This window comes from Pandoraea sp. NPDC090278 (assembly GCF_044772185.1).
In the GTDB taxonomy this organism is placed as follows: Bacteria; Pseudomonadota; Gammaproteobacteria; order Burkholderiales; family Burkholderiaceae; genus Pandoraea.
The window spans coordinates 317,583-335,737 of the sequence record NZ_JBIVYJ010000004.1; the positions used below are offsets into that span (position 1 = coordinate 317,583).

At 63.4% G+C, this 18,155-nt stretch carries 14 protein-coding genes; 4 read left to right on the forward strand and 10 right to left on the reverse strand.

The window, feature by feature from the left end; genetic code table 11:
• Positions 1-136 precede the first annotated feature (136 nt).
• Positions 137-1,501, reverse strand: coding sequence for an MFS transporter (locus ACIQWO_RS16525; RefSeq protein ID WP_402826106.1), 1,365 nt, complete (start codon positions 1,499-1,501; stop codon positions 137-139).
• Between the two features lie 181 nt (positions 1,502-1,682).
• On the opposite strand from ACIQWO_RS16525, the gene ACIQWO_RS16530 reads away from it, so the two are divergent.
• Positions 1,683-2,612 carry a LysR family transcriptional regulator gene (locus ACIQWO_RS16530; RefSeq protein ID WP_402826109.1) on the forward strand — a complete coding sequence of 310 codons (930 nt, stop codon included), beginning with the start codon at positions 1,683-1,685 and terminating at the stop codon, positions 2,610-2,612.
• 11 nt (positions 2,613-2,623) lie between these two features.
• Here the strand turns inward: ACIQWO_RS16530 and ACIQWO_RS16535 are convergent, their stop codons facing one another.
• From ACIQWO_RS16535 to ACIQWO_RS16550, 4 genes are all read right to left on the reverse strand, one after another.
• Entirely contained in the window at positions 2,624-3,871 is a 1,248-nt protein-coding gene (locus ACIQWO_RS16535) for an EAL domain-containing protein (protein WP_233327912.1), read from the reverse strand.
• Positions 3,872-4,090: 219 nt separating this feature from the next.
• Positions 4,091-5,386 (reverse strand): MFS transporter, encoded by a 1,296-nt coding sequence (locus ACIQWO_RS16540; protein WP_402826112.1) that lies wholly within the window; start codon positions 5,384-5,386, stop codon positions 4,091-4,093.
• Between the two features lie 212 nt (positions 5,387-5,598).
• Positions 5,599-6,927, reverse strand: coding sequence for an MFS transporter (locus ACIQWO_RS16545; protein WP_402826115.1), 1,329 nt, complete (start codon positions 6,925-6,927; stop codon positions 5,599-5,601).
• 62 nt (positions 6,928-6,989) lie between these two features.
• On the reverse strand, positions 6,990-8,654 hold the full coding sequence (locus ACIQWO_RS16550; protein ID WP_402826118.1) for a GMC family oxidoreductase: 1,665 nt from the start codon (positions 8,652-8,654) through the stop codon (positions 6,990-6,992).
• Positions 8,655-9,054: 400 nt separating this feature from the next.
• Between ACIQWO_RS16550 and ACIQWO_RS16555 the strand changes: the two genes are divergently transcribed.
• Positions 9,055-9,990 carry an IclR family transcriptional regulator gene (locus ACIQWO_RS16555; RefSeq protein ID WP_402826121.1) on the forward strand — a complete coding sequence of 312 codons (936 nt, stop codon included), beginning with the start codon at positions 9,055-9,057 and terminating at the stop codon, positions 9,988-9,990.
• 4 nt (positions 9,991-9,994) lie between these two features.
• Here the strand turns inward: ACIQWO_RS16555 and ACIQWO_RS16560 are convergent, their stop codons facing one another.
• The gene (locus ACIQWO_RS16560) at positions 9,995-10,783 is read right to left on the reverse strand and encodes an IclR family transcriptional regulator (protein ID WP_402826124.1); all 789 of its coding nucleotides are present in this window, start codon (positions 10,781-10,783) and stop codon (positions 9,995-9,997) included.
• Positions 10,784-11,041: 258 nt separating this feature from the next.
• Here ACIQWO_RS16560 and ACIQWO_RS16565 point away from each other — a divergent pair, with 258 nt between their 5' ends.
• Together ACIQWO_RS16565 and ACIQWO_RS16570 are read left to right on the forward strand one after the other, a co-directional pair.
• Positions 11,042-12,028, forward strand: a complete 987-nt coding sequence (locus ACIQWO_RS16565) for an AAA family ATPase (RefSeq protein WP_402826127.1) — start codon at positions 11,042-11,044, stop codon at positions 12,026-12,028.
• Positions 12,025-13,767 (forward strand): cobalt chelatase, encoded by a 1,743-nt coding sequence (locus ACIQWO_RS16570; protein ID WP_402826130.1) that lies wholly within the window; start codon positions 12,025-12,027, stop codon positions 13,765-13,767. Before ACIQWO_RS16565 ends, ACIQWO_RS16570 begins: the two co-directional genes overlap by 4 nt.
• 33 nt (positions 13,768-13,800) lie before the next feature.
• On the opposite strand, the gene ACIQWO_RS16575 is transcribed toward ACIQWO_RS16570, so the two are convergent.
• The 4 genes from ACIQWO_RS16575 to ACIQWO_RS16590 all read right to left on the reverse strand — a co-directional run bounded on the left by ACIQWO_RS16575 (position 13,801) and on the right by ACIQWO_RS16590 (position 18,153).
• Positions 13,801-14,580, reverse strand: coding sequence for a TSUP family transporter (locus ACIQWO_RS16575; RefSeq protein ID WP_402826133.1), 780 nt, complete (start codon positions 14,578-14,580; stop codon positions 13,801-13,803).
• Entirely contained in the window at positions 14,577-15,617 is a 1,041-nt protein-coding gene (gene pta, locus ACIQWO_RS16580; RefSeq protein WP_402826136.1) for a phosphate acetyltransferase, read from the reverse strand. The genes ACIQWO_RS16575 and pta overlap by 4 nt, the downstream gene beginning before the upstream one ends.
• Before the next feature lie 77 nt (positions 15,618-15,694).
• Complete coding sequence (gene xsc / locus ACIQWO_RS16585) at positions 15,695-17,527, reverse strand: sulfoacetaldehyde acetyltransferase (protein ID WP_402826139.1); 1,833 nt, start codon at positions 17,525-17,527, stop codon at positions 15,695-15,697.
• Between the two features lie 236 nt (positions 17,528-17,763).
• Entirely contained in the window at positions 17,764-18,153 is a 390-nt protein-coding gene (locus ACIQWO_RS16590) for a nuclear transport factor 2 family protein (protein WP_039395939.1), read from the reverse strand.
• Positions 18,154-18,155 lie beyond the last annotated feature (2 nt).

The following is an 18,155-nucleotide window of genomic DNA, read 5'->3' on the forward strand; positions in this document are numbered from 1 at the left end:
CATGCGTGAATCGCGGGCGCGCGTTAGCCCCGGCCGCTCACCGAAGTGGCGACCTGTGTCTGTCTGTCGTTTGCGAGAAGCGCCGTGAGCGAGACGGTTCGGCTAGCGGGTCGTCGTCACGGGGAACGAGGTGCGTTCAGGATTTCGGCGCAGCATCGGCGGGGCGCTCAGGGAACGACCAGAGTGCGAACTGGCTGACGATGCCGCAGGCGAGGAGGTACCAGGCCGGGGACATGGCGTCGCCCGTGCGATGCAGCAGCCACGTGACGTTGAACTGGGCAAAGCCGCCGAAGATCGTCACGCCGAAGCTGTAGATCATGGCCAGCGCCGTGGCGCGCACCCGTTTCGGAAACGCTTCCATGATCAGCAGAAAATACGAACCGGTGCCCAGCGTCGCGATGCCCATCACCACGGTCACGATGCCGATCATCAGCGGCACCGACGGGGCCGTCGTCAGCCATTTGAACGCGGGATAGACACACAGCAGCGTGGCGAGCGACGTCACGATGACGATCGGCTTGCGGCGCGAGAGACGGTCGGTGATCCACAGGCCCGAAATCAGCGACGACACCATGATGATGCCGCCCGATGCGCAGCCCGCGAGGAACGACGTTGCGACCGGCAGATGCAGCGTGCGCACGCCGTAAGCGGGCATGAAGAAGACGATGATGTAGAGCATGGTCGTGCCGCCCACGAGCATCAGCGTGCCGAGTACGACGCGACCGAAATAGCGCTGCATGATTTCGGCCAGCGCGCTTTGCTCGCGCTCGGGCGCTTCGAACGTTTCGTCGAGATGGCGTCGGATGTACATGCCCACAGGACCGACGAGCAAGCCCAGCAGGAACGGAATGCGCCAGCCCCAGCTTTCCAGTGCGGTGGGGGTGAGCGTCGCAGACAGCAGTGCCCCGCACAGCGCGCCGCACAGGGCCGCTGCACCCTGACTGATCATCTGCCAGCTCACCATGAAACCACGGCGCGACATCGGCCCGGATTCCATCAGGAAGGTCGTGGCCGCGCCGATTTCGCCACCGGCGGACAATCCTTGCAGCAGGCGTCCCACGACGATCAGCACGGGGGCAGCGATGCCAAGCGTGGCGTATCCCGGCGTGAGTGCAATCAGCGCGGTGCCGACCATCATCAGCGCGATGGTGAGCGTGAGAGCGGCACGACGTCCCGCACGGTCCGCATAGTTGCCGATCAGAATCCCGCCGAGCGGACGCATGACGAAGCCCACGCCGAATGTCGCCATCGCCAGCAGCAACGGACCGGCACCCGAATCGACGGGGAAGAAGTTCTTGCCGATGATCGCGGCGAAGAAGCTGAAGACGGTGAAGTCGAACATCTCCAGCCCGTTGCCGACGGAGGTGGCGACAATCGTCCGGCGTCGCGCGCGACGCGCAGCGACGGTCTCTGCGGGACTTGCCTGACTGGCAGCGGGTCGGGCAGAACCGGCAGGCGTGGCGAGAGCGCCAGACAGGGGCGGGGCGGCGTCGTGCGTCATACAGGATGTCTCCATGCGAAGGGGGTGTCGTTCTGTCTTTGCGCGCGGCGATAAGAGGGAAGGACGTCCGCGCGCATGCAACGATTCGGGCCGATCTTAATCAAGCCGTAATAATCCCGATACGCATAAATTCTTATCCTGATAACCTTTATTTGTCCGTCATAACCCTTAGTTTGCTGCAATGAAACTGCATCAATTGCGCGCGTTACTGGCCGTCGCCGACACCGGGAGCATTCACGAAGCAGCGCGCACCCTGCACGTGACGCAGCCCGCCGTCACCCGCGCCTTGCGCGACCTTGAGACAGACATCGGCCTGATGCTGATTCTGAGAAGCTCGTCGGGGGTGTCGCTGACGGAGGAAGGGCGGGCGCTGCGCCAGCGTGCCGAGCTGATCGTCAACGAAATGGCGCGTACAGAAGCGGAGATGATGCGGTTGCGCGACACGCGTCAGGGGCGTGTGTCGATTGGCGTGACGCCGCTCTCGGCGATTACTGTGCTGCCCAAGGCGTACAACCGCTTTCGGCAGACGATGCCCGACGTCGCATTGGAATTCTCGGAGTTCAGCGCGCCGCAACTGGTGGAGCAACTCAAGAGCGGCGCGATCGATTTTGCGCTGGGCTCAGGTGTGGACGGACGCGAGTTCGGCACGGTGCGCGCGGTCCATCTGGCGACGTTTCCTATGTGGTTTGCCGTCGCTCGACGTGGGCAACTGGCGAATGCGACCTCGCTGGCGGATTTGCAGAACGGCGAATGGCTGCATACGGGACCATCCAGCGAATTTCAGGCGTTCCTGACCGAGCTGTTCGCGCGTCAGGGGCTTGCGCCGCCGCGCCGCATCACGCGATGTGCCTCGCAAACACTCTTCTACAGTCTGGCGGTCAACAGCAACGTCGTGACGTCATGGACCCACCTGGCTTTGCGCACCGAAGGCGCTGCCGAAGAACTGAAGACCCTCGACGTGCTCGAACAGCCACCCGCACGCAATCTGTTCCTGCTGTTTCGCGACAGTGCGATTCTTACCGCCCCGGCGGAATACTTCGTGCGCTGCATCGAAGACATCGTCAAAGCGGAGCGGGTCGCACAGCGTTCACGCAAGCCGAAAGCGTTGTAGCGGTTTGCGGTTTACCAGTTGATGTCGACGCAAAGCACATGCAATCCCTGCTTCGCAGGTGACGCGATAGAGGCCGTCACGCACAAGTGCGCTTCGTTGATCGAGAGATAGGGCGGCGTGAAATGCACTTCGCCGGGCGCGCGCATGGCCTCGATGAAGTACGGACGCCGTGCCCAGTTCGCTCCCTCCGAATGCAGCAGCGGACGAAAACGTTTGGCGCGTTGCGACGAATGGCTGTGCGGCAGGACGTTGTCGCCGATCTGGCGGCCGACCGCGTCGAGCAAGAAGCAGCGTGCGGCGTCGGGCAGGGCGAGCAGGTCGTGCGTCGCCTGACGAATGTCCTGTCCCTGAGCGATGCGCGCGGCCGCCGATTCGATCCCGGCGACATACGGCGCGAGTCGCGCATGCTGTGCCCGCTCGCGCTCGACGATCTGGGTGCGCAAAGCAGACGACAGCGCGTCCATGCGCTCGGCAGCGACTTTCGGTGGCACGGGGTCGAAATCCGGTGCGGCGAAATACTGGCCTTGCACGAAATCGACGTTGCACTCCAGCGCGATCAGCGCCTCGCGATCCGTCGTAAGGCCGCCCATCATCACCAACTGTCCCGATTCATGTAGCAACGACACGAGACCGGGCAGCACGCGTGCGAGGTGCGATTGCTCGGTGGCTTGCGCGAGAATGCCGCGATCCAGCACCACGATATCCGGGCGCAGATCCCACACACGGTCGATGTTCGAGTGCTTTGCGCCGAAGCCGCCCAGCGCAATCAGGAAACCCGCCTTGCGCAGACTGCCGACGATTGCGCCGAAGCGCGGCGTGTCGCCGCCTGCCTGTTCCGGTACCTCAAGCACCACGCGTTGGGGCGACAGACCGGTCGCTTTGAGCGTGGCGATCAGCGCGTCGCCATAGACGGTGTCCATCAGTGCGGCGGGGTGCAGATTCAGAAAGAGCCACGCATCGCGGCTGTCGAATTCGTGGAAGTTGCCCAGGTGCAGCGACTCGGCGAGCCGCCCCAACTCCAGCATGTCGCCATGACGCGCGGCCATCGTGAAGACTTCGTGCGACGGCACGTGGCGGCCCTGCGCGTCGTGTGCGCGCAGCGAGGCGTGATAGCCGATGGCGCGCCGGTGCGAGACCGAGAACACCGGCTGGAAGACGCTGGAGATCGTGAAATCGCCGTATATGACGATGCGCCGACCGTCGTCGGCCGCCGTCATTCGGGGCGGCAGGAGTCCGGGGGCGTCGAGATCGATGGTCATGGTCGTTACAGGCGTGGGGGCTAGCTAAGTACAGAATAGGAGAGCAAGAAGCGTGCTCAAAGGCGCGCGCTATTGTCCCCGATTTTCAGGGCGTTTTTCGTGTGTCTTGTGACGCGACGCACCAGAGAGTGCCGTCAACGCCCCAAAGTGGGGCATGGATGCTGGGGATGGCGGCACTCGCACTCGCGGCATCGTCTTCCCTTGGGCTGCGTAGCTGAGCTACGGTGCCAGCACCTGCGCCCGCCGGGCCACGCGTGCGAGCGCCAATGCACAGACCGCGTTGAAGACGTGCAGGCCGCCGGGGCCGAGCAGCGTCACGGCCAGCGAGGCGATCATCGGCCCGAGCAGGCCGCCGACGGAGAAGAGGATGAGCAGTGTGGCGCTCACGCCGATACGCCGCTCCGGCTCGGTGCGGTCGTTCACATGCGAGACGATCAGCCCGTACTGCGTGAAGTTCACGGCCGAGAACAGGAACATCAGCAGGAAGACCAGCCAGTGCGCCTGAATGAAGATGAGCGGCGCGCAGAACACGACCGACGCCAGCGCCAGACGCCGCGACACCGTGCGTCGGTCCATGCGGTCGGACAAACGTCCCACCGGCCATTGCATGAGCAGCGCGCCGAACAGCGCCACGCCCATCAGCGTCGACAGACTGCCGATGGAGAAGCCGATGCGGGTGAGATAGACCGGCATCATTGCGTAGAACGCGCTGTACAGGAACCCGGCGAGAATGCAGCCCGGAATGGCAATTGGCGTTGCGCGCGCCATTTCCGTGACGCTGTCGAACAGACTCATCGCCGGTTGTTTGACGAGACGCTCGTCGGCCACGCGCGTGGGCCAGCCCTGCATGAGCGTGATCGGCAATATGGCGGCGACGAACAATCCGGCGACAAGCAGCAACTGCCCCTCGCTGCCCGCCTCGCCGATATTGAGCAGGAACTGGCCGCTGCTCACCGCGAGGTAGTTGATCGTGAGGTACGAGCCGAACACGCGTCCTCGCATGGTGTTCGGTACCGACCCGTTGAGCCAGCTTTCCACCGTGGTGTACATGCCCATCAGAGCAAGGCCGGTGCCCACGCGTAGCAGACACAGCAACAACATCGACTCGGAGACGGCAAAGCCCATCACGAAGAGGGCGGCCAGCGCGGTGAACGCCACGAACGCGCGATGCTGTCCGATGCGCTCGATCAGCGACCGGTTGTAGAACGCACCGAGCAGGAAGCCCGCGTAATAGCACGACTGGATCACCCCGATGGTGAACGTCGACGCGCCGAACTTCAGGGCATGGAAAGGTACGGCAGTGACGAACAGCCCGTTGCCCACGACCAGCACGCCGTAGCCCAGCAGAATGCCCATGAGCGCTGGATAGACGCTGATGGGCAGGGGGACGGCGTCCGCCGGGGCAGGGCCGGGCGGCGTCGATGGCGCACCCAGCAGCGAGGCTTCGGACAGCGGGCCGGGACGATCGGGCTCGTCTTCGGCAATGGACGTATCTAGCGACGGATCGCGTTGCATTCGATTTCGCGGGGCTCGCGGGCCAGAGAATTGGGGGCAAAGGCTTGCACGAGCGTTCATCATCGCACGATGAAGACACTTAGGCGAACTGATCACGGTGACGCGTGCACCGTCAAACCAAAAAACAAAGGCGTGTCCCGATGCAGGACACGCCTTTCACGTCTGCCTTCAACGCCGCCTTCCCCGAAGCGACGTCATACGTCAGATAGCCATCAGTGCTCCGTTACCCCAGCGCCGTGCCAGACTTGCTGACGTCGCTTGCGACTGCCGATCCACGCGGCCGACAGTGCACTGATGAGCCCCGCCACGAGCACGTAGATGCAGATCATCCACGGCTCGCCCCCGTTCTTCTGCAACAGGTAGGTGGCGATGATCGGGCTCAGGCCGCTCGCGAAGATACCCGAGAACTGATAGACGAACGAGATGCCGGTGTAGCGAACCTTGGCGTCGAACAGTTCGGAGAAGAGTGCAGCTTCGGGACCGTAGACCGACGCGTAGATCACGCCCAGCGGAATGACGATGGACAGCCACACGAGCATCACGTTGCCGCCGCTCGCCTTCATCAGCCAGAACCCGCCGAACGACGACAGGCCGGTCGCGAGCGACCCCCAGAAGTAGATGCGCGTGCGCCCGATGCGGTCGGAGAGCTTGCCGAAGAACGGGATGGTGAAGATCATCACGAACGCGGCCGCCATCACGCCTGTCAGTGCTTCGGTCTGCGAGAGCTTGAGCGTCTGCGTCAGGTAAGAGATCGAGAACACGCCGAAGATGTTGAAGAACACGCCGTCGATGAAGCGCGCGCCCATCCCGGCCAGCACGTTGCCCGGGCTCTTCGTGAGTACGTCTTTGATGGGAATCTTGATCTCGGCACCGGCTTTCTTGATCTTCGCGAACTCCGGCGTTTCCATCACGTTCAGGCGAATGTACATGCCGATGGCGACGAGCCCGACTGACAGGAAGAACGCGACACGCCAGCCCCACGCGAGGAACTGCGCGTTCGTCAGCGTGTACGACAGCACGGCCACCACACCCGATGCGAGACACAGGCCAAGCGCAAGACCGACCTGCGGAATGCTCGCGTAATAGCCGCGCTTTTCCTTCGGCGCGTATTCGAACGCCATGAGCACTGCGCCGCCCCATTCACCGCCGAGGCCGATGCCTTGCAGCACGCGCAGCAACAGCAGCAGAATCGGCGCCCACAGCCCGATCTGCGCATAGGTGGGCACCAGCCCGATCAGCATGGTGGCGATACCCATGATGGTGAGCGTCATCACGAGCATGCTCTTGCGTCCGAGCTTGTCGCCGAAGTGACCGAAGATCACGCCTCCGAGCGGACGGCTCAGGAAGCCCACCGCGAACGTGCCGTAAGCGAGCATCGTCGAGATGAGCGGGTCGCTGCCGGGGAAATACAGCTTGTTGAACACGATACCGGCGACGACGCCGTACAGAAAGAAGTCGTACCACTCGATGGTGGCGCCGATGAGGCTGGCGACGACGACACGGCGCATCTGCCGCGCGTCGGTCCTGGTCGATGCATTCATGGTTGTCTCCGAATCTTGTATTGGTTAGGGGCTAACGTGACTGATGAGACTTACGCGACTGACTAAACCGTCAGGGCGACTTCCGCCGATGCCTCCTCGCGACTGCGGATGTCTTCCTGCATGCCCGACGCGCGCTTCCGGTCTTCGAGAATCATGTCGGCCGCCTTTTCGGCAATCATGATGGTCGGTGCATTCGTGTTGCCCGACACCAGCTCGGGCATGATCGACGCGTCTACGACGCGTAGCCCCGCGAGTCCGTGCACGCGCAGACGATCGTCGACGACGGCCATGCTGTCGTCGCCCATCTTGCAAGTGCCCGCCGGGTGATAGATCGATTGGCTGAACTGGCGCGCGGCCTGAAGCAACTCGTCGTCGCTCTGGTACTGCGCACCTGGGATGAATTCGCTGATGATGTGCGGCGCGAGCGACGGGGCGGCCGCGATGCGACGCGCCACCTTGATGCCGTCGATCACCACACGATGGTCGCGTTCGTCGGACAGATAGTTCGCGTGAATCGTCGGGTATTGCAGCGGATCGTTGGAACGGATCTCGACGCTGCCTCGACTGAACGGACGCAACTGGCAGACGGACGACGTGAAGGCGGAGAAGCGATGTGCGCCCTGCCCAGGCTTGTCCGCCGACAACGGTTGCATGTGGAACTGAATGTCGGGACGCGTGACGTCGGGCCGTGAGCGCGTGAAGATCGTCACCTGACTGGCCGCCAGCGTGAGCGGACCGGTGCGGAACAATGCGTATTGCAGGCCGATGAGCGCCTTGCGCAGCGGGTTGTTCACCTCGTCGTTGAGCGTGCGCTCGCGGGTCTTGAAGACGAGCCGCACTTGCAGGTGATCTTGGAGGTTCTGGCCGACGCCTGGTAACACATGACGCAGCGCGACACCGGCCTTCGCAAGCACCGTCGTCGGCCCGATGCCGGAGTTCTGCAACAACTGCGGCGAACCGATGGCCCCAGCGGCGAGAATGACTTCCACTCTGGCACGCGCCTTCTTGCGCTGGCCGTCCTGCAAGTACTCGACGCCCACTGCGCGCTTGCCGTCGAACAACACGCGGCAGGTCTGTGCACGCGTCTCCACGATCAGGTTGCGACGCTCGCGTACCGGTTTGAGAAAGCCCTTGGCCGTGCTCCAGCGAAAGCCCTTGAAGGCAGTCTGCTGAAAATAGCCGACGCCTTCCTGCGTTGCACCGTTGTAGTCCTCGTTGAAGGGGATGCCGGTGTCCTTCGCGGCGGCGATGAAGTGCTCCGCGATGGGACGACGCAGTCGCAGGTCCGAGACTTTCAGCGGGCCACCAACGCCGTGATACTCGCTAGCACCATGTTCCTGATCTTCCGACTTGCGGAAGTAGGGCAGCACGTCCGCGTAACCCCAGCCGCGGTTGCCGAGATCTGCCCAATGGTTGTAGTCCTCACGCTGGCCGCGCACATACAGCAGACCGTTGAGCGAGCTGGAGCCGCCGAGCACCTTGCCGCGCGGCCAGTCGATCTGACGGTCCGCCACGTTGGCATCTGCTTCGGTGCGATAGCACCAGTCCAGCTCTGGGTTGTGCATGGTCTTGAAGTAGCCGACCGGCACGTGAATCCAGGGATTGCTATCGGGCCCGCCGGCTTCGAGCAACAGCACCCGGTTCGCGGGATCTGCGCTCAGACGATTGGCGAGCACGCATCCGGCTGAGCCCGCACCGACGATCAGATAGTCCACCTCGTGTTCCATACCGCCTGTCTCCTGCTGAGCAATTCACGACGTTTCTCCCGGGGGGATGAAACGATTCGTTTCGGTTTGTTTCGATCCAATGTCGGCGAGCGATGGACGAATGCCAAGCGAAAAAAAGCCGGGAGACGGAAACTGAAACGGATTTCGCGCTTCGCGTCTCAGAACGAGGCGATTGTTGCAGCGCATCTGCGGGGTTTCACTGAGTCGAGACGCGCGCAGTGCGGCGGGTGAGACGGACACCGATTCCGTGACGTCGAGCGCCCCTCACGGGTAATCCCGAGGCTGATCGCCGTCAAATAATTGGTATATTTTGTTTCTTTTATTGATCGTGGAGAATTTCGGACGACGTCAATCGTCAGAGTCCGGGAGACGATTCGAAGCGATGAAAGCAGGAGGCGGAATGCACGGAACGCAAGGGGCGCGTGAGGGCGTACGTGAGGGGGCACGGGACGTGGGCGTGCTCGACGACGCCGAGTTGCGCGCGAGCGACGAAGCGAGAAATCTGCGCGCGCTGGCCGTCATCGAACGGCTCGCTATGGCGGGGCAACCCTACACGTTGTCGCAGCTCGCCACGCGCTTGTCGATTCCGAAGGCCACGCTCATGCGTCTCATCGAGGCGCTGGAGGTCTGCGGCTACGTCTCGCATGTGCCGGACTCGCGCGGCTCGGAGCGCGGGCTGTCGCTAGGCCCGCGGGCAGCGAGGCTCGCCCTCGTCACATTGGCGAACAACAATTTCACGCGCGCGGCGCGCTCGCTGCTGCGTGCGCTTGTCGACCGCGTCGGCGAGACCGTCAACCTCACGGCGCTCGACGGCGACGAGGTGCTCTACATCGAACGCGTGGAAACGAACGAGCCGTTGCGCATGCAGATGCATCCCGGCATGCGCGTGCCGCTGCATTGCACCGCGAGCGGCAAACTGTTCCTGTCGCAAATGCCGGTGGCGGAGCGTCGCGCAGTGATTTCGCGACTGTCGCTCAAACGCATGACGCCACGCACGATTACCGACGCGAGCCTGCTTGAAGCGGAGCTCGACCGGCTGGCGGCGCGCGGCATCGGTATCGACAACGAAGAGTTCGTGCGCGGTATGGTCGCCGTAGGCGTGCCGGTGCGTGCGCCGGAGGACGGACACGTGCGTGCGGTGCTCGCCGTGCATGGACCGACGGCACGCGTCACGCTGGAACAACTGATGGGATTGGTGCCAACGCTGCGAGAGACAGCGACGGCGCTCGCGCCGCTGCTCGACTGGCAGCGGGCAAGCAAGCTGGAAGCGCTGGCGAAGCGGGCGGACGCGGAGGACGGGAAGACCGTCCAGACGACGGAAAGGTCCGAAAGCTGACGCGTCAGAACGTCTTTGCCAGTTCCTTGGCCGCTTCCTGCAGGCGCGGCACGAACTCCATCGCCTTCGAGAGCGACGTGCGCGACACCGGTGCGTGCACGGCCACTGCGGCGATACATCCGCCGTCTTCCTTGAGGACGGGCGCCGCCACGCAGGCGATCCCCAGCACGAATTCCTCGTTATCGACGGCAATGCCCTTGTGCGCAATGCGGTCGAGTTCGCTTTCGAGCAGTTCGGGATCGGTGAGCGTGTTGGGCGTGAAGCGTTGTAGCTTCATGGCGCGCAGCAGCGCGGCGCGTTGTTCGCGGGGCATCATCGCCAGCAGCAGCTTACCGCTCGCGCTGCTGTGTGCGGGCACGTGCGAACCGGGCTTGAGATCGAGGCGCAGCGGCCACGGCGCTTCCATGCGGTCGAGGTACAGCACCTCGGTCTCATGCAGCATCGTGAGGTTGCACGTCTCGCCGAGATCGGCCACGAGACGGCCGAGAATCGCGTGACGCATACGTCGCGCGCCCGCTTGCATCATCACCCCGAGGCTCAACTGCGCCAGGCGCGGGCCGATCACATACGCGTTCTTCTGACCCGGTTCGCGAATCACCAGACCGCCAGCTTCGAGCGAGCCGAGCATGCGATGCAGCGACGCCTTGGGCATCTGGATATCGTGCGCCATGTCGGCGAGCGAGACAGGCGCGTCGGCCGCCACGAGGTACTCCAGCAGTGCGAACGCCCGCAGGGTCGGGGTGTCCGCCTTGTTGTCTGACGGGGGGTCGTGGGCAATCGCTACGTCGTTCATATGCGCCGTTCCGGAAAATGGATCAGCGGTATTGTACCCAAACAGGTTATCGACCGGCATTGGCGGGGTCCAGATACATAAGGTTCGGTTTCAGTTCATTCGAATCTAGTCGACGCCACGGGACTCCGTCAATCAGTGTTTTAATTATTCGGAACGAATTGTATCTAAAAATGGTTAACGCTATGATGCGCTGAAACTGCCCCGCATCTCGATGGGGCGTATTGCATTTGTATTGCCTAGCCCTTTGGAGACGTCGTGATGGAGATCGCAACCCAACAGCCGGATCGCATGGTCGATGCCCGCACCGTATTCGGCATCGATACCGACCTTCAGGTACCGGCGTTCAGCGAGCGCGACGATCACGTGCCCGAGATCGACACGGCGTACCGCTTCAATCCGGACGTCACGCTGGCGATTCTGGCGGGCTTCACGAACAACCGTCGCGTGATGGTGCAGGGTATGCACGGCACGGGTAAGTCCACGCACATCGAACAGGTGGCGGCACGGCTGAACTGGCCATGCGTGCGTGTGAACCTCGACGGTCACATCAGCCGCCTCGATCTGGTCGGCAAGGACGCCATCGTCGTGCGAGACGGTCACCAGATCACCGAGTTTCAGGAAGGCATTGTGCCGTGGGCGTTGCAACGCCCCGTCGCGCTGATCTTCGACGAGTACGACGCGGGACGTCCCGACGTCATGTTCGTCATTCAGCGCATTCTGGAGCGCGACGGCAAGTTCACGCTGCTCGACCAGAACCGCGTGATCCATCCGCATCCCGGCTTTCGCATGTTCGCGACGACCAACACCGTCGGTCTGGGCAATCTCAACGGTCTCTATCACGGCACGCAGGTGCTGAATCACGCGCAGATCGACCGCTGGAATGTGGTCGCGACGCTCAACTATCTCTCGCGTGAAGACGAAGCGGGTATCGTGCTCGCGCGTGTACCGGAGCTGGATAACGACGCTGGCCGCGCGCTGATCGAATCGATGGTCAGCGTGGCGGAACTCACGCGAAAGGGTTTTGCAACGGGCGATCTGTCCACGCTCATGTCGCCGCGCACGGTCATCAACTGGGCGGAGAACGTGGGCATCTTCCGCGATGCCGGTCTCGCGTTCCGTCTCACGTTCCTGAACAAGTGCGACGAAGCGGAGCGCGCCGTGGTGGCCGAGTACTATCAGCGCGCGTTCGGCCGCGAATTGCCGTCGGCCGACGGCGGCCGCTCGCTGCTGGCCGATGCATCATGACGATCTCGGAGCGCGAGGCTGCCCGACGCGCCGCACGCGGCGAGGCGTTGTGCGCCGCCACCGTGCGCGCGCTGACCGGCGACGCCGCGCTGCATTACAGCGGAGCGCGCCTGTGCCGGAATATGCGGCCGTTGCCGTTGCATGCGCCCCATCTGCAAACGCTGCCACCGCCCGCCGACCCTTTGACAACGCTGCGCGGTGCAGCGGACGGTGCGGCGCTTCGGCTGCGTCACAGCGACGCGGTACTGCATCGACGTCTGCAACCGGATGCGCCGTTGGAGCGGCTGCTCTTCGAACTGCTGGAGCAACTGCGGTGCGAGACGTTCATTCCCGCCGGTATGCCCGGCATCGCCAGCAATCTGCGCGAGCGCTTCGAAGCGTGGTCGCGCGCGATGCACGCCACGGGCGTTGCCGACAGTCACGTGGGGTTGTTGCTGTACACGGTGGCGCAGATGAGCTGGTCGCGACTGACCGGCTATCCGGTCATCGAGGAGACGGAAGGACTCATCGAAGCCACGCGCATGGCCATCGCCCCGCGCATTGGCGGCGCGCTCGCGGGCATGCGTCGAACGCGCACCGATCAGGCGGCGTTCGCGGCTCACGCGCTGGAATTGGCCGCCGATATCGCGGGCCTTATCCGTGCGGCGGGCGGTGAGCACGAGGACGAAGACGCGAAGGACGAGGAAGACGAGAAAGGCGTGCGCAACGCGTTCTCGCTGTTTCTCGACTTTGACGAGCAGGAAGACGAAGGCATCACGCTCGCGCATTCGGGCGACAGCCGCGTGCTGACGGCGTCCGAGCAAGGCTATCGCGTGTTCACGAATCGCTACGATCGCGAACTGTACGCGGGCACGCTCGTACGCCGTGCGTTGCTGACCGAGTTCCGCGAGCGACTCGACGAGCGGATCGTCGCTCAGGCGATCAACGTGCCGAGGTTGGCGCGTGCGCTCAAGGCGGCGCTCGCCGTGCCGCAGCGCGACGGCTGGTCGTTCGGCGAAGAGCAGGGCCGCATCGACGGACGACGGCTCGCGCAACTCGTCAGTTCGCCTGCCGAGCGGCGTCTGTTCCGGCTGGAGAAGCACACGCTGATTGCCGAATCGATGGTGAGTTTTCTCATCGATTGCTCCGGCTCGATGAAGGCACAGATCGACGCGGTTGCGATGATTGTGGACGTTCTCTCCCGCGCGCTCGACGCGGCGGGCGTCACCAACGAAATTCTGGGCTTTACCACGGGTGCGTGGAACGGTGGACGCGCTCGTACCGACTGGCTCGCTCGTGGCAAACCGCGTTTTCCTGGCCGTCTCAACGAGGTCTCGCATCTCATCTTCAAGGACGCTGTTACCAGTTGGCGACGTGCGCGGACCGACATCGCATCGCTTTACAAGGCAGACCTGTTCCGCGAGGGCGTGGACGGCGAGGCGGTCGAATGGGCATGCGAGCGTCTGCGTTCGCGCAGCGTCAACCGACGCCTGCTGATCGTGATTTCCGACGGCAGTCCGATGGACGCCGCCACCAATCAGGTCAACGACGAGTACTACCTCGACCATCACCTTCGGGAAGTCGTGGCGCAGCAGCAGGCGCGTGGCGATGTCGAAGTGTTGGGCCTTGGCGTCGGCCTCGATCTCAGCCCGTATTACCGGAATTCGCTTGCGCTCGATCTCACGTCGCCACCCGACATGACGATGCTGGCGAAGCTGGTCGACTGGATCGGCAGCGGCGGACGTCGATCAGGCGACTGACGCGGCCTCCCCCAACGCCGGACGCCACCGGCGTCAGACCATCTCCATCACTGCGCTCACCATCAGATGCACGCCGAGCAGGATCAGCGTCATGAATGCGAGACGGCGTGTGGTGACGCCAGAGAGCGGTGGGGGATGGCGTCGTGCGAACAGCGTAGCGAATGTGACCACGGGAACCGCGAACGCCGCTTGCCACCACATCGACGCGGGCAACTGCCCGGCGAAGGCGCTATACGTAGTGCGGATCGTTGCGGTGACGGCGAACAGCAAAATCAACGCGCAGCGAATCTGGACCAGTGTGAGCGGCTGACGATAGAAGTAGAAAATCAGCGGCGGCCCGGAGATACCGAACATCCCGCTCAGCAAGCCGCCGAAGATGCCGCTCAGAAAGAAGCCCGTATCACCGGAGCGCTCGGTCTTCGGCGCGGGGCGCAAGGCTGAGCCGATGCCGCCATACAGCACGACCGCGCCCAGCAGCAGATGCAGCACGTTGGAGGCCGTGCCATTCAGATAGTCGAACAGCAGCACACCGACCACGACCGACGGGATGATGCCGAGTGTGGCCGCCCGCACGGCCCGCCAGTCGATGAGATGCAACGTGCCGGGTAATGCGAGCGCGCTGTTCACGAGCGTCACCAGACTCACGAGGATGGCGACGTCGGCTACGGGCGCCAGTCCGAAGCCACTGGCCCCACCCAGCACGATCATCCCCAGCCCGAACCCCGTCACCGTCTGGAAGTAGGTGGCGAAGCCCAACAACAACATCAACGGCAGATGGGCCAGCAGCCCGGCGAGCATCACATGCCACGTCATATCCGGGCGGCGAGCGGTGACACTCCTGTCAGCTTGGCCCGAGCGGCTTGCGCTTGCACGCAGGTCACACCGATCACGTAGTAGATGTCGTCGGCGCTGCACCCGCGCGACAAGTCGTTCGCCGGACGGTTCAGCCCCTGCAACAGCGGACCGATGGCCTTCGCACCGCCGATGCGTTCCGCCAGCTTGTAGCCGATGTTGCCAGCATCAAGACTCGGGAAAATCAGCGTGTTGGCGTGCCCTTCGATCTGTGAGTGCACGACTTTGCGTTGGGCGATCTCGGAGACGATGGCGGCGTCGAGCTGAACGTCGCCGTCGATGGCCAGTTGCGGCCGGGCTTCCTTGACGAGACGTGTCGCTTCCACCACCTTGTCGACAGCCGCATGCTTGGCGCTGCCGCTGGTCGAGAACGACAGCATGGCGACACGCGGCGGTTCCATGAGCAACGCCGCGGCGCTATCGGCCGCAGCAAGTGCGATCTGCGCCAGTTGTTCTGCATCGGGATCGACGACTAGCGCACAGTCCGAGAAGATCAGCCCGCCCTTCATCGTGTGGAACGGCTCGCAGAGCATCATCAGGAAGAAGCTCGACACGAGTTTGAACGACGGTTGCACACCGATGATCTGAATCGCCATGCGGACCACGTCGGCCGTGGTGTTCACCGCACCCGCGACGGAGCCGTCCGCGTGACCGAGGCGCACCATCATGTTGGCGAAGCCCAGCGGCGTACGCATTTCCTCAAGCGCCTGCTCGCGCGTCATGCCTTTCTTCGAGCGGATGCCGTACCAGATGTGCGAGAAGGCTTCGGTCATGTCCGACGTCGCCGGATCGATCAGTTCCATCCCGGCGAGATCGATGCGTGCCTCGCTGGCAGCGCGTTGCGTTCGGGCGATGTCGCCGACGAGCACGATGCGTGCAATGCCCTCACGCGTGGCGCGTGCAGCGGCTTCGAGCACGCGCGCGTCGTCCGACTCGCACAGCACGATGCGCATCGGGGCGCGGCGCGCGGTATCGATAATGCGGTTGATGGCTTTCATGATGTCGAAGAAATAAAAAAAGCGCCCCCGGCACCCACAGAGCCGGGAGCGCTGTCACACGAAGAACCGCTACCGCGTCAGACGTAGTCCTTGTACTTGTCGAGCATGCGCACCGGCTTCGAGAGCGCGTCGCGACGGAACGGATCGCCCAGTTCGCGCGTGCACATGATTTCGATGATGGTCGTCTTGCCTTGATTCATCTGCATGTCGATGGCCTTCTTGAGCGCCGGGCCGACGTCTTCCAGACGATCGACCACGATGCCTTCCGCGCCCATCGCACGGGCGATGTTGGCGAAGCTCGGGCTGTCCAGTTCTCCGGCGACGAAGCGACGGTTGTAGAAGTCGACCTGGTTCTTCTTCTCGGCACCCCATTGACGGTTGTGGAAGACCACGGCCGTGACCGGAATGTTGTGACGCACGCACGTGAGCGTTTCCATCAGGCTCATGCCCCACGCGCCGTCACCGGCATACGACACGGCCGGGCGGTGCGGTGCGGCCACCTTCGCGCCGATGATCGTCGGGAAGGCGTAGCCGCAGTTGCCCCAGCTCATGGCAGCGAAGAAGCTGCGCGGCTTGTTAAAGCGCAGGTAGCTGTTGGCGACCGAGTTGATGTTGCCGATGTCGGTCGAGACCATGACGTCTTCCGGCATCGACTTTTCGAGTTCGCGCAGCACCTGACGCGGGTGCAGATACTCGCCGCCGTTGAACGTCTTCTCGTTCTTCTGCTCTTCGATCATGTCGAGGCTGTACTGATCGCGCTCGTGGGTCCAGTCGTCGAGTTCCTTCTCCCAGGCGGCCTTTTCCGTGGCGATCTGGTCGGCGCGTGCGTCGCGCGTGGCGTCGCAGGCGAGCGTGCGCTCGGCCAGACGTTGCGACAGGGCGACGGCCGCAGCCTTTGCATCGCCGCAGATGCCCACCGAGATCTTCTTCACGAGGCCGAGCATCTTGTGGTCGGCGTCGATCTGGATGATCTTGGCGTTCTTCGGCCAGTAGTCCAGGCCGTGCTGCGGCAGCGTGCCGAACGGTCCGAGGCGCGAGCCGAGCGCGACGACGACGTCGGCTTGTGCGAGCAGCTTCATGGCTGCCTTCGAGCCTTGATAGCCGAGCGGGCCGCACCACAGCGGATGGTTGGCCGGGAACGAGTCGTTGTGCAGGTAGCTGTTGACGACCGGTGCGCCGAGGCGTTCAGCCAGTGCCTTGCACTCTTCGACGGCGTCGGCCATGACCACACCACCGCCCGAGATGATGACCGGGAACTTGGCTTGCGCGAGCAGCTCTGCGGCTTCGTTCAGACGCTCGTCGCCGCCAGCGCCGCGATCGAGACGTTGCGGACGCGGAATCTCGGCCTTGATCTGGCCGTAGAAGTAGTCGCGCGGGATGTTGAGTTGCGTCGGGCCCATTTCGGCCATGGCGCGGTCGAAGCAACGGCCGGTGAATTCGGCCATACGCGCCGGGTGCGTCACGTGACCCTGGTACTTCGTGAATTCCTGGAACATCGGCAGTTGCTTCGCTTCCTGGAAGCCGCCGAGGCCGATACCCATCGTGCCCGCTTCCGGCGTGACGATCACGACCGGGCTGTGCGCCCAGTAAGCGGCGGCGATAGCCGTCACGCAGTTACTGATGCCGGGGCCGTTCTGGCCGATCACGACACCGTGACGACCCGACACGCGAGCGTAACCATCAGCCATGTGGCCAGCGCCTTGCTCGTGCACCACCGGAATCAGACGGATACCGGCCGGAGCGAAGATGTCCATCGCGTCCATGAAAGCCGAGCCCATGATGCCGAACATCTCGCTCACGCCATTGGCGACCATCGTTTCGACGAACGCTTCCGAGGGCGTCATCGTTTGCGGACCGGCATCGGAAGCCGTCAGTTGCTGGGTGGCCGTAGCCGGATCTTTGGCGTTCATGGGGTGTCTCCAGTGAAAAAAATTAACGGAACAAATAATTCCGATTTCGTTGCTTGTTTCGAAATCTAGGGGATCAAACCGCCGTCGTCAATTGGTATTTTTATTATTTGGTACGTTTTGTATTGAAAAATACAAATGAAACGTATGTTGGGTGACGAAGAAGGTCTGTCGCCGTGGTTCAGAAAAAAACGCCCCGTCAGGCGGGGCGGGCAATCCGGGCATTCCTCAGGGCGTGATCAGAACGCCGGGCGGTCCTTGCGGAACGCATTCTTTACTTCGATCTTGCCGTCGCGCAGGGTGAACACGTCGACCATGCGCGCTTCGACGCGCGAGCCGTCCGCCTTCGTGCCGCGGAACGTCGATTCCGAGACGGCGCGATCGCCGTCCACGAAATGCACGCCCTCGGTCCACGACGCGTCGGGGAAGTTCTCCCACGCGGACTGGAACGCGGCGCGCACGGCCTCACGGCCTTCGAAGGTGCGTCCGAGCATGTCGGGGCCCGCGACGGCATGGAACACGCACGTGTCGGTCATGCAGGCCATGAGGGCGTCGATGTCGTGGCGATTCCAGGCGTCGTTGAATGTGGTGAGCAACTGGATGGCAGCGGTGTCGTTCTGAGTCGTCATTG

What these genes read in the sequence shown, in the direction of transcription:
- ACIQWO_RS16570 (WP_402826130.1), top strand. Translation starts at nt 12,025, where the DNA reads ATGACGATCTCGGAGCGCGAGGCTGCCCGACGCGCCGCACGCGGCGAG.
- ACIQWO_RS16545 (WP_402826115.1), bottom strand. Translation starts at nt 6,927, where the DNA reads ATGAATGCATCGACCAGGACCGACGCGCGGCAGATGCGCCGTGTCGTC.
- ACIQWO_RS16550 (WP_402826118.1), bottom strand. Translation starts at nt 8,654, where the DNA reads ATGGAACACGAGGTGGACTATCTGATCGTCGGTGCGGGCTCAGCCGGA.
- ACIQWO_RS16555 (WP_402826121.1), top strand. Translation starts at nt 9,055, where the DNA reads ATGCACGGAACGCAAGGGGCGCGTGAGGGCGTACGTGAGGGGGCACGG.
- pta (WP_402826136.1), bottom strand. Translation starts at nt 15,617, where the DNA reads ATGAAAGCCATCAACCGCATTATCGATACCGCGCGCCGCGCCCCGATG.
- ACIQWO_RS16590 (WP_039395939.1), bottom strand. Translation starts at nt 18,153, where the DNA reads ATGACGACTCAGAACGACACCGCTGCCATCCAGTTGCTCACCACATTC.
- ACIQWO_RS16565 (WP_402826127.1), top strand. Translation starts at nt 11,042, where the DNA reads ATGGAGATCGCAACCCAACAGCCGGATCGCATGGTCGATGCCCGCACC.
- ACIQWO_RS16560 (WP_402826124.1), bottom strand. Translation starts at nt 10,783, where the DNA reads ATGAACGACGTAGCGATTGCCCACGACCCCCCGTCAGACAACAAGGCG.
- ACIQWO_RS16530 (WP_402826109.1), top strand. Translation starts at nt 1,683, where the DNA reads ATGAAACTGCATCAATTGCGCGCGTTACTGGCCGTCGCCGACACCGGG.
- ACIQWO_RS16540 (WP_402826112.1), bottom strand. Translation starts at nt 5,386, where the DNA reads ATGCAACGCGATCCGTCGCTAGATACGTCCATTGCCGAAGACGAGCCC.
- ACIQWO_RS16525 (WP_402826106.1), bottom strand. Translation starts at nt 1,501, where the DNA reads ATGACGCACGACGCCGCCCCGCCCCTGTCTGGCGCTCTCGCCACGCCT.
- ACIQWO_RS16535 (WP_233327912.1), bottom strand. Translation starts at nt 3,871, where the DNA reads ATGACCATCGATCTCGACGCCCCCGGACTCCTGCCGCCCCGAATGACG.
- ACIQWO_RS16575 (WP_402826133.1), bottom strand. Translation starts at nt 14,580, where the DNA reads ATGACGTGGCATGTGATGCTCGCCGGGCTGCTGGCCCATCTGCCGTTG.
- xsc (WP_402826139.1), bottom strand. Translation starts at nt 17,527, where the DNA reads ATGAACGCCAAAGATCCGGCTACGGCCACCCAGCAACTGACGGCTTCC.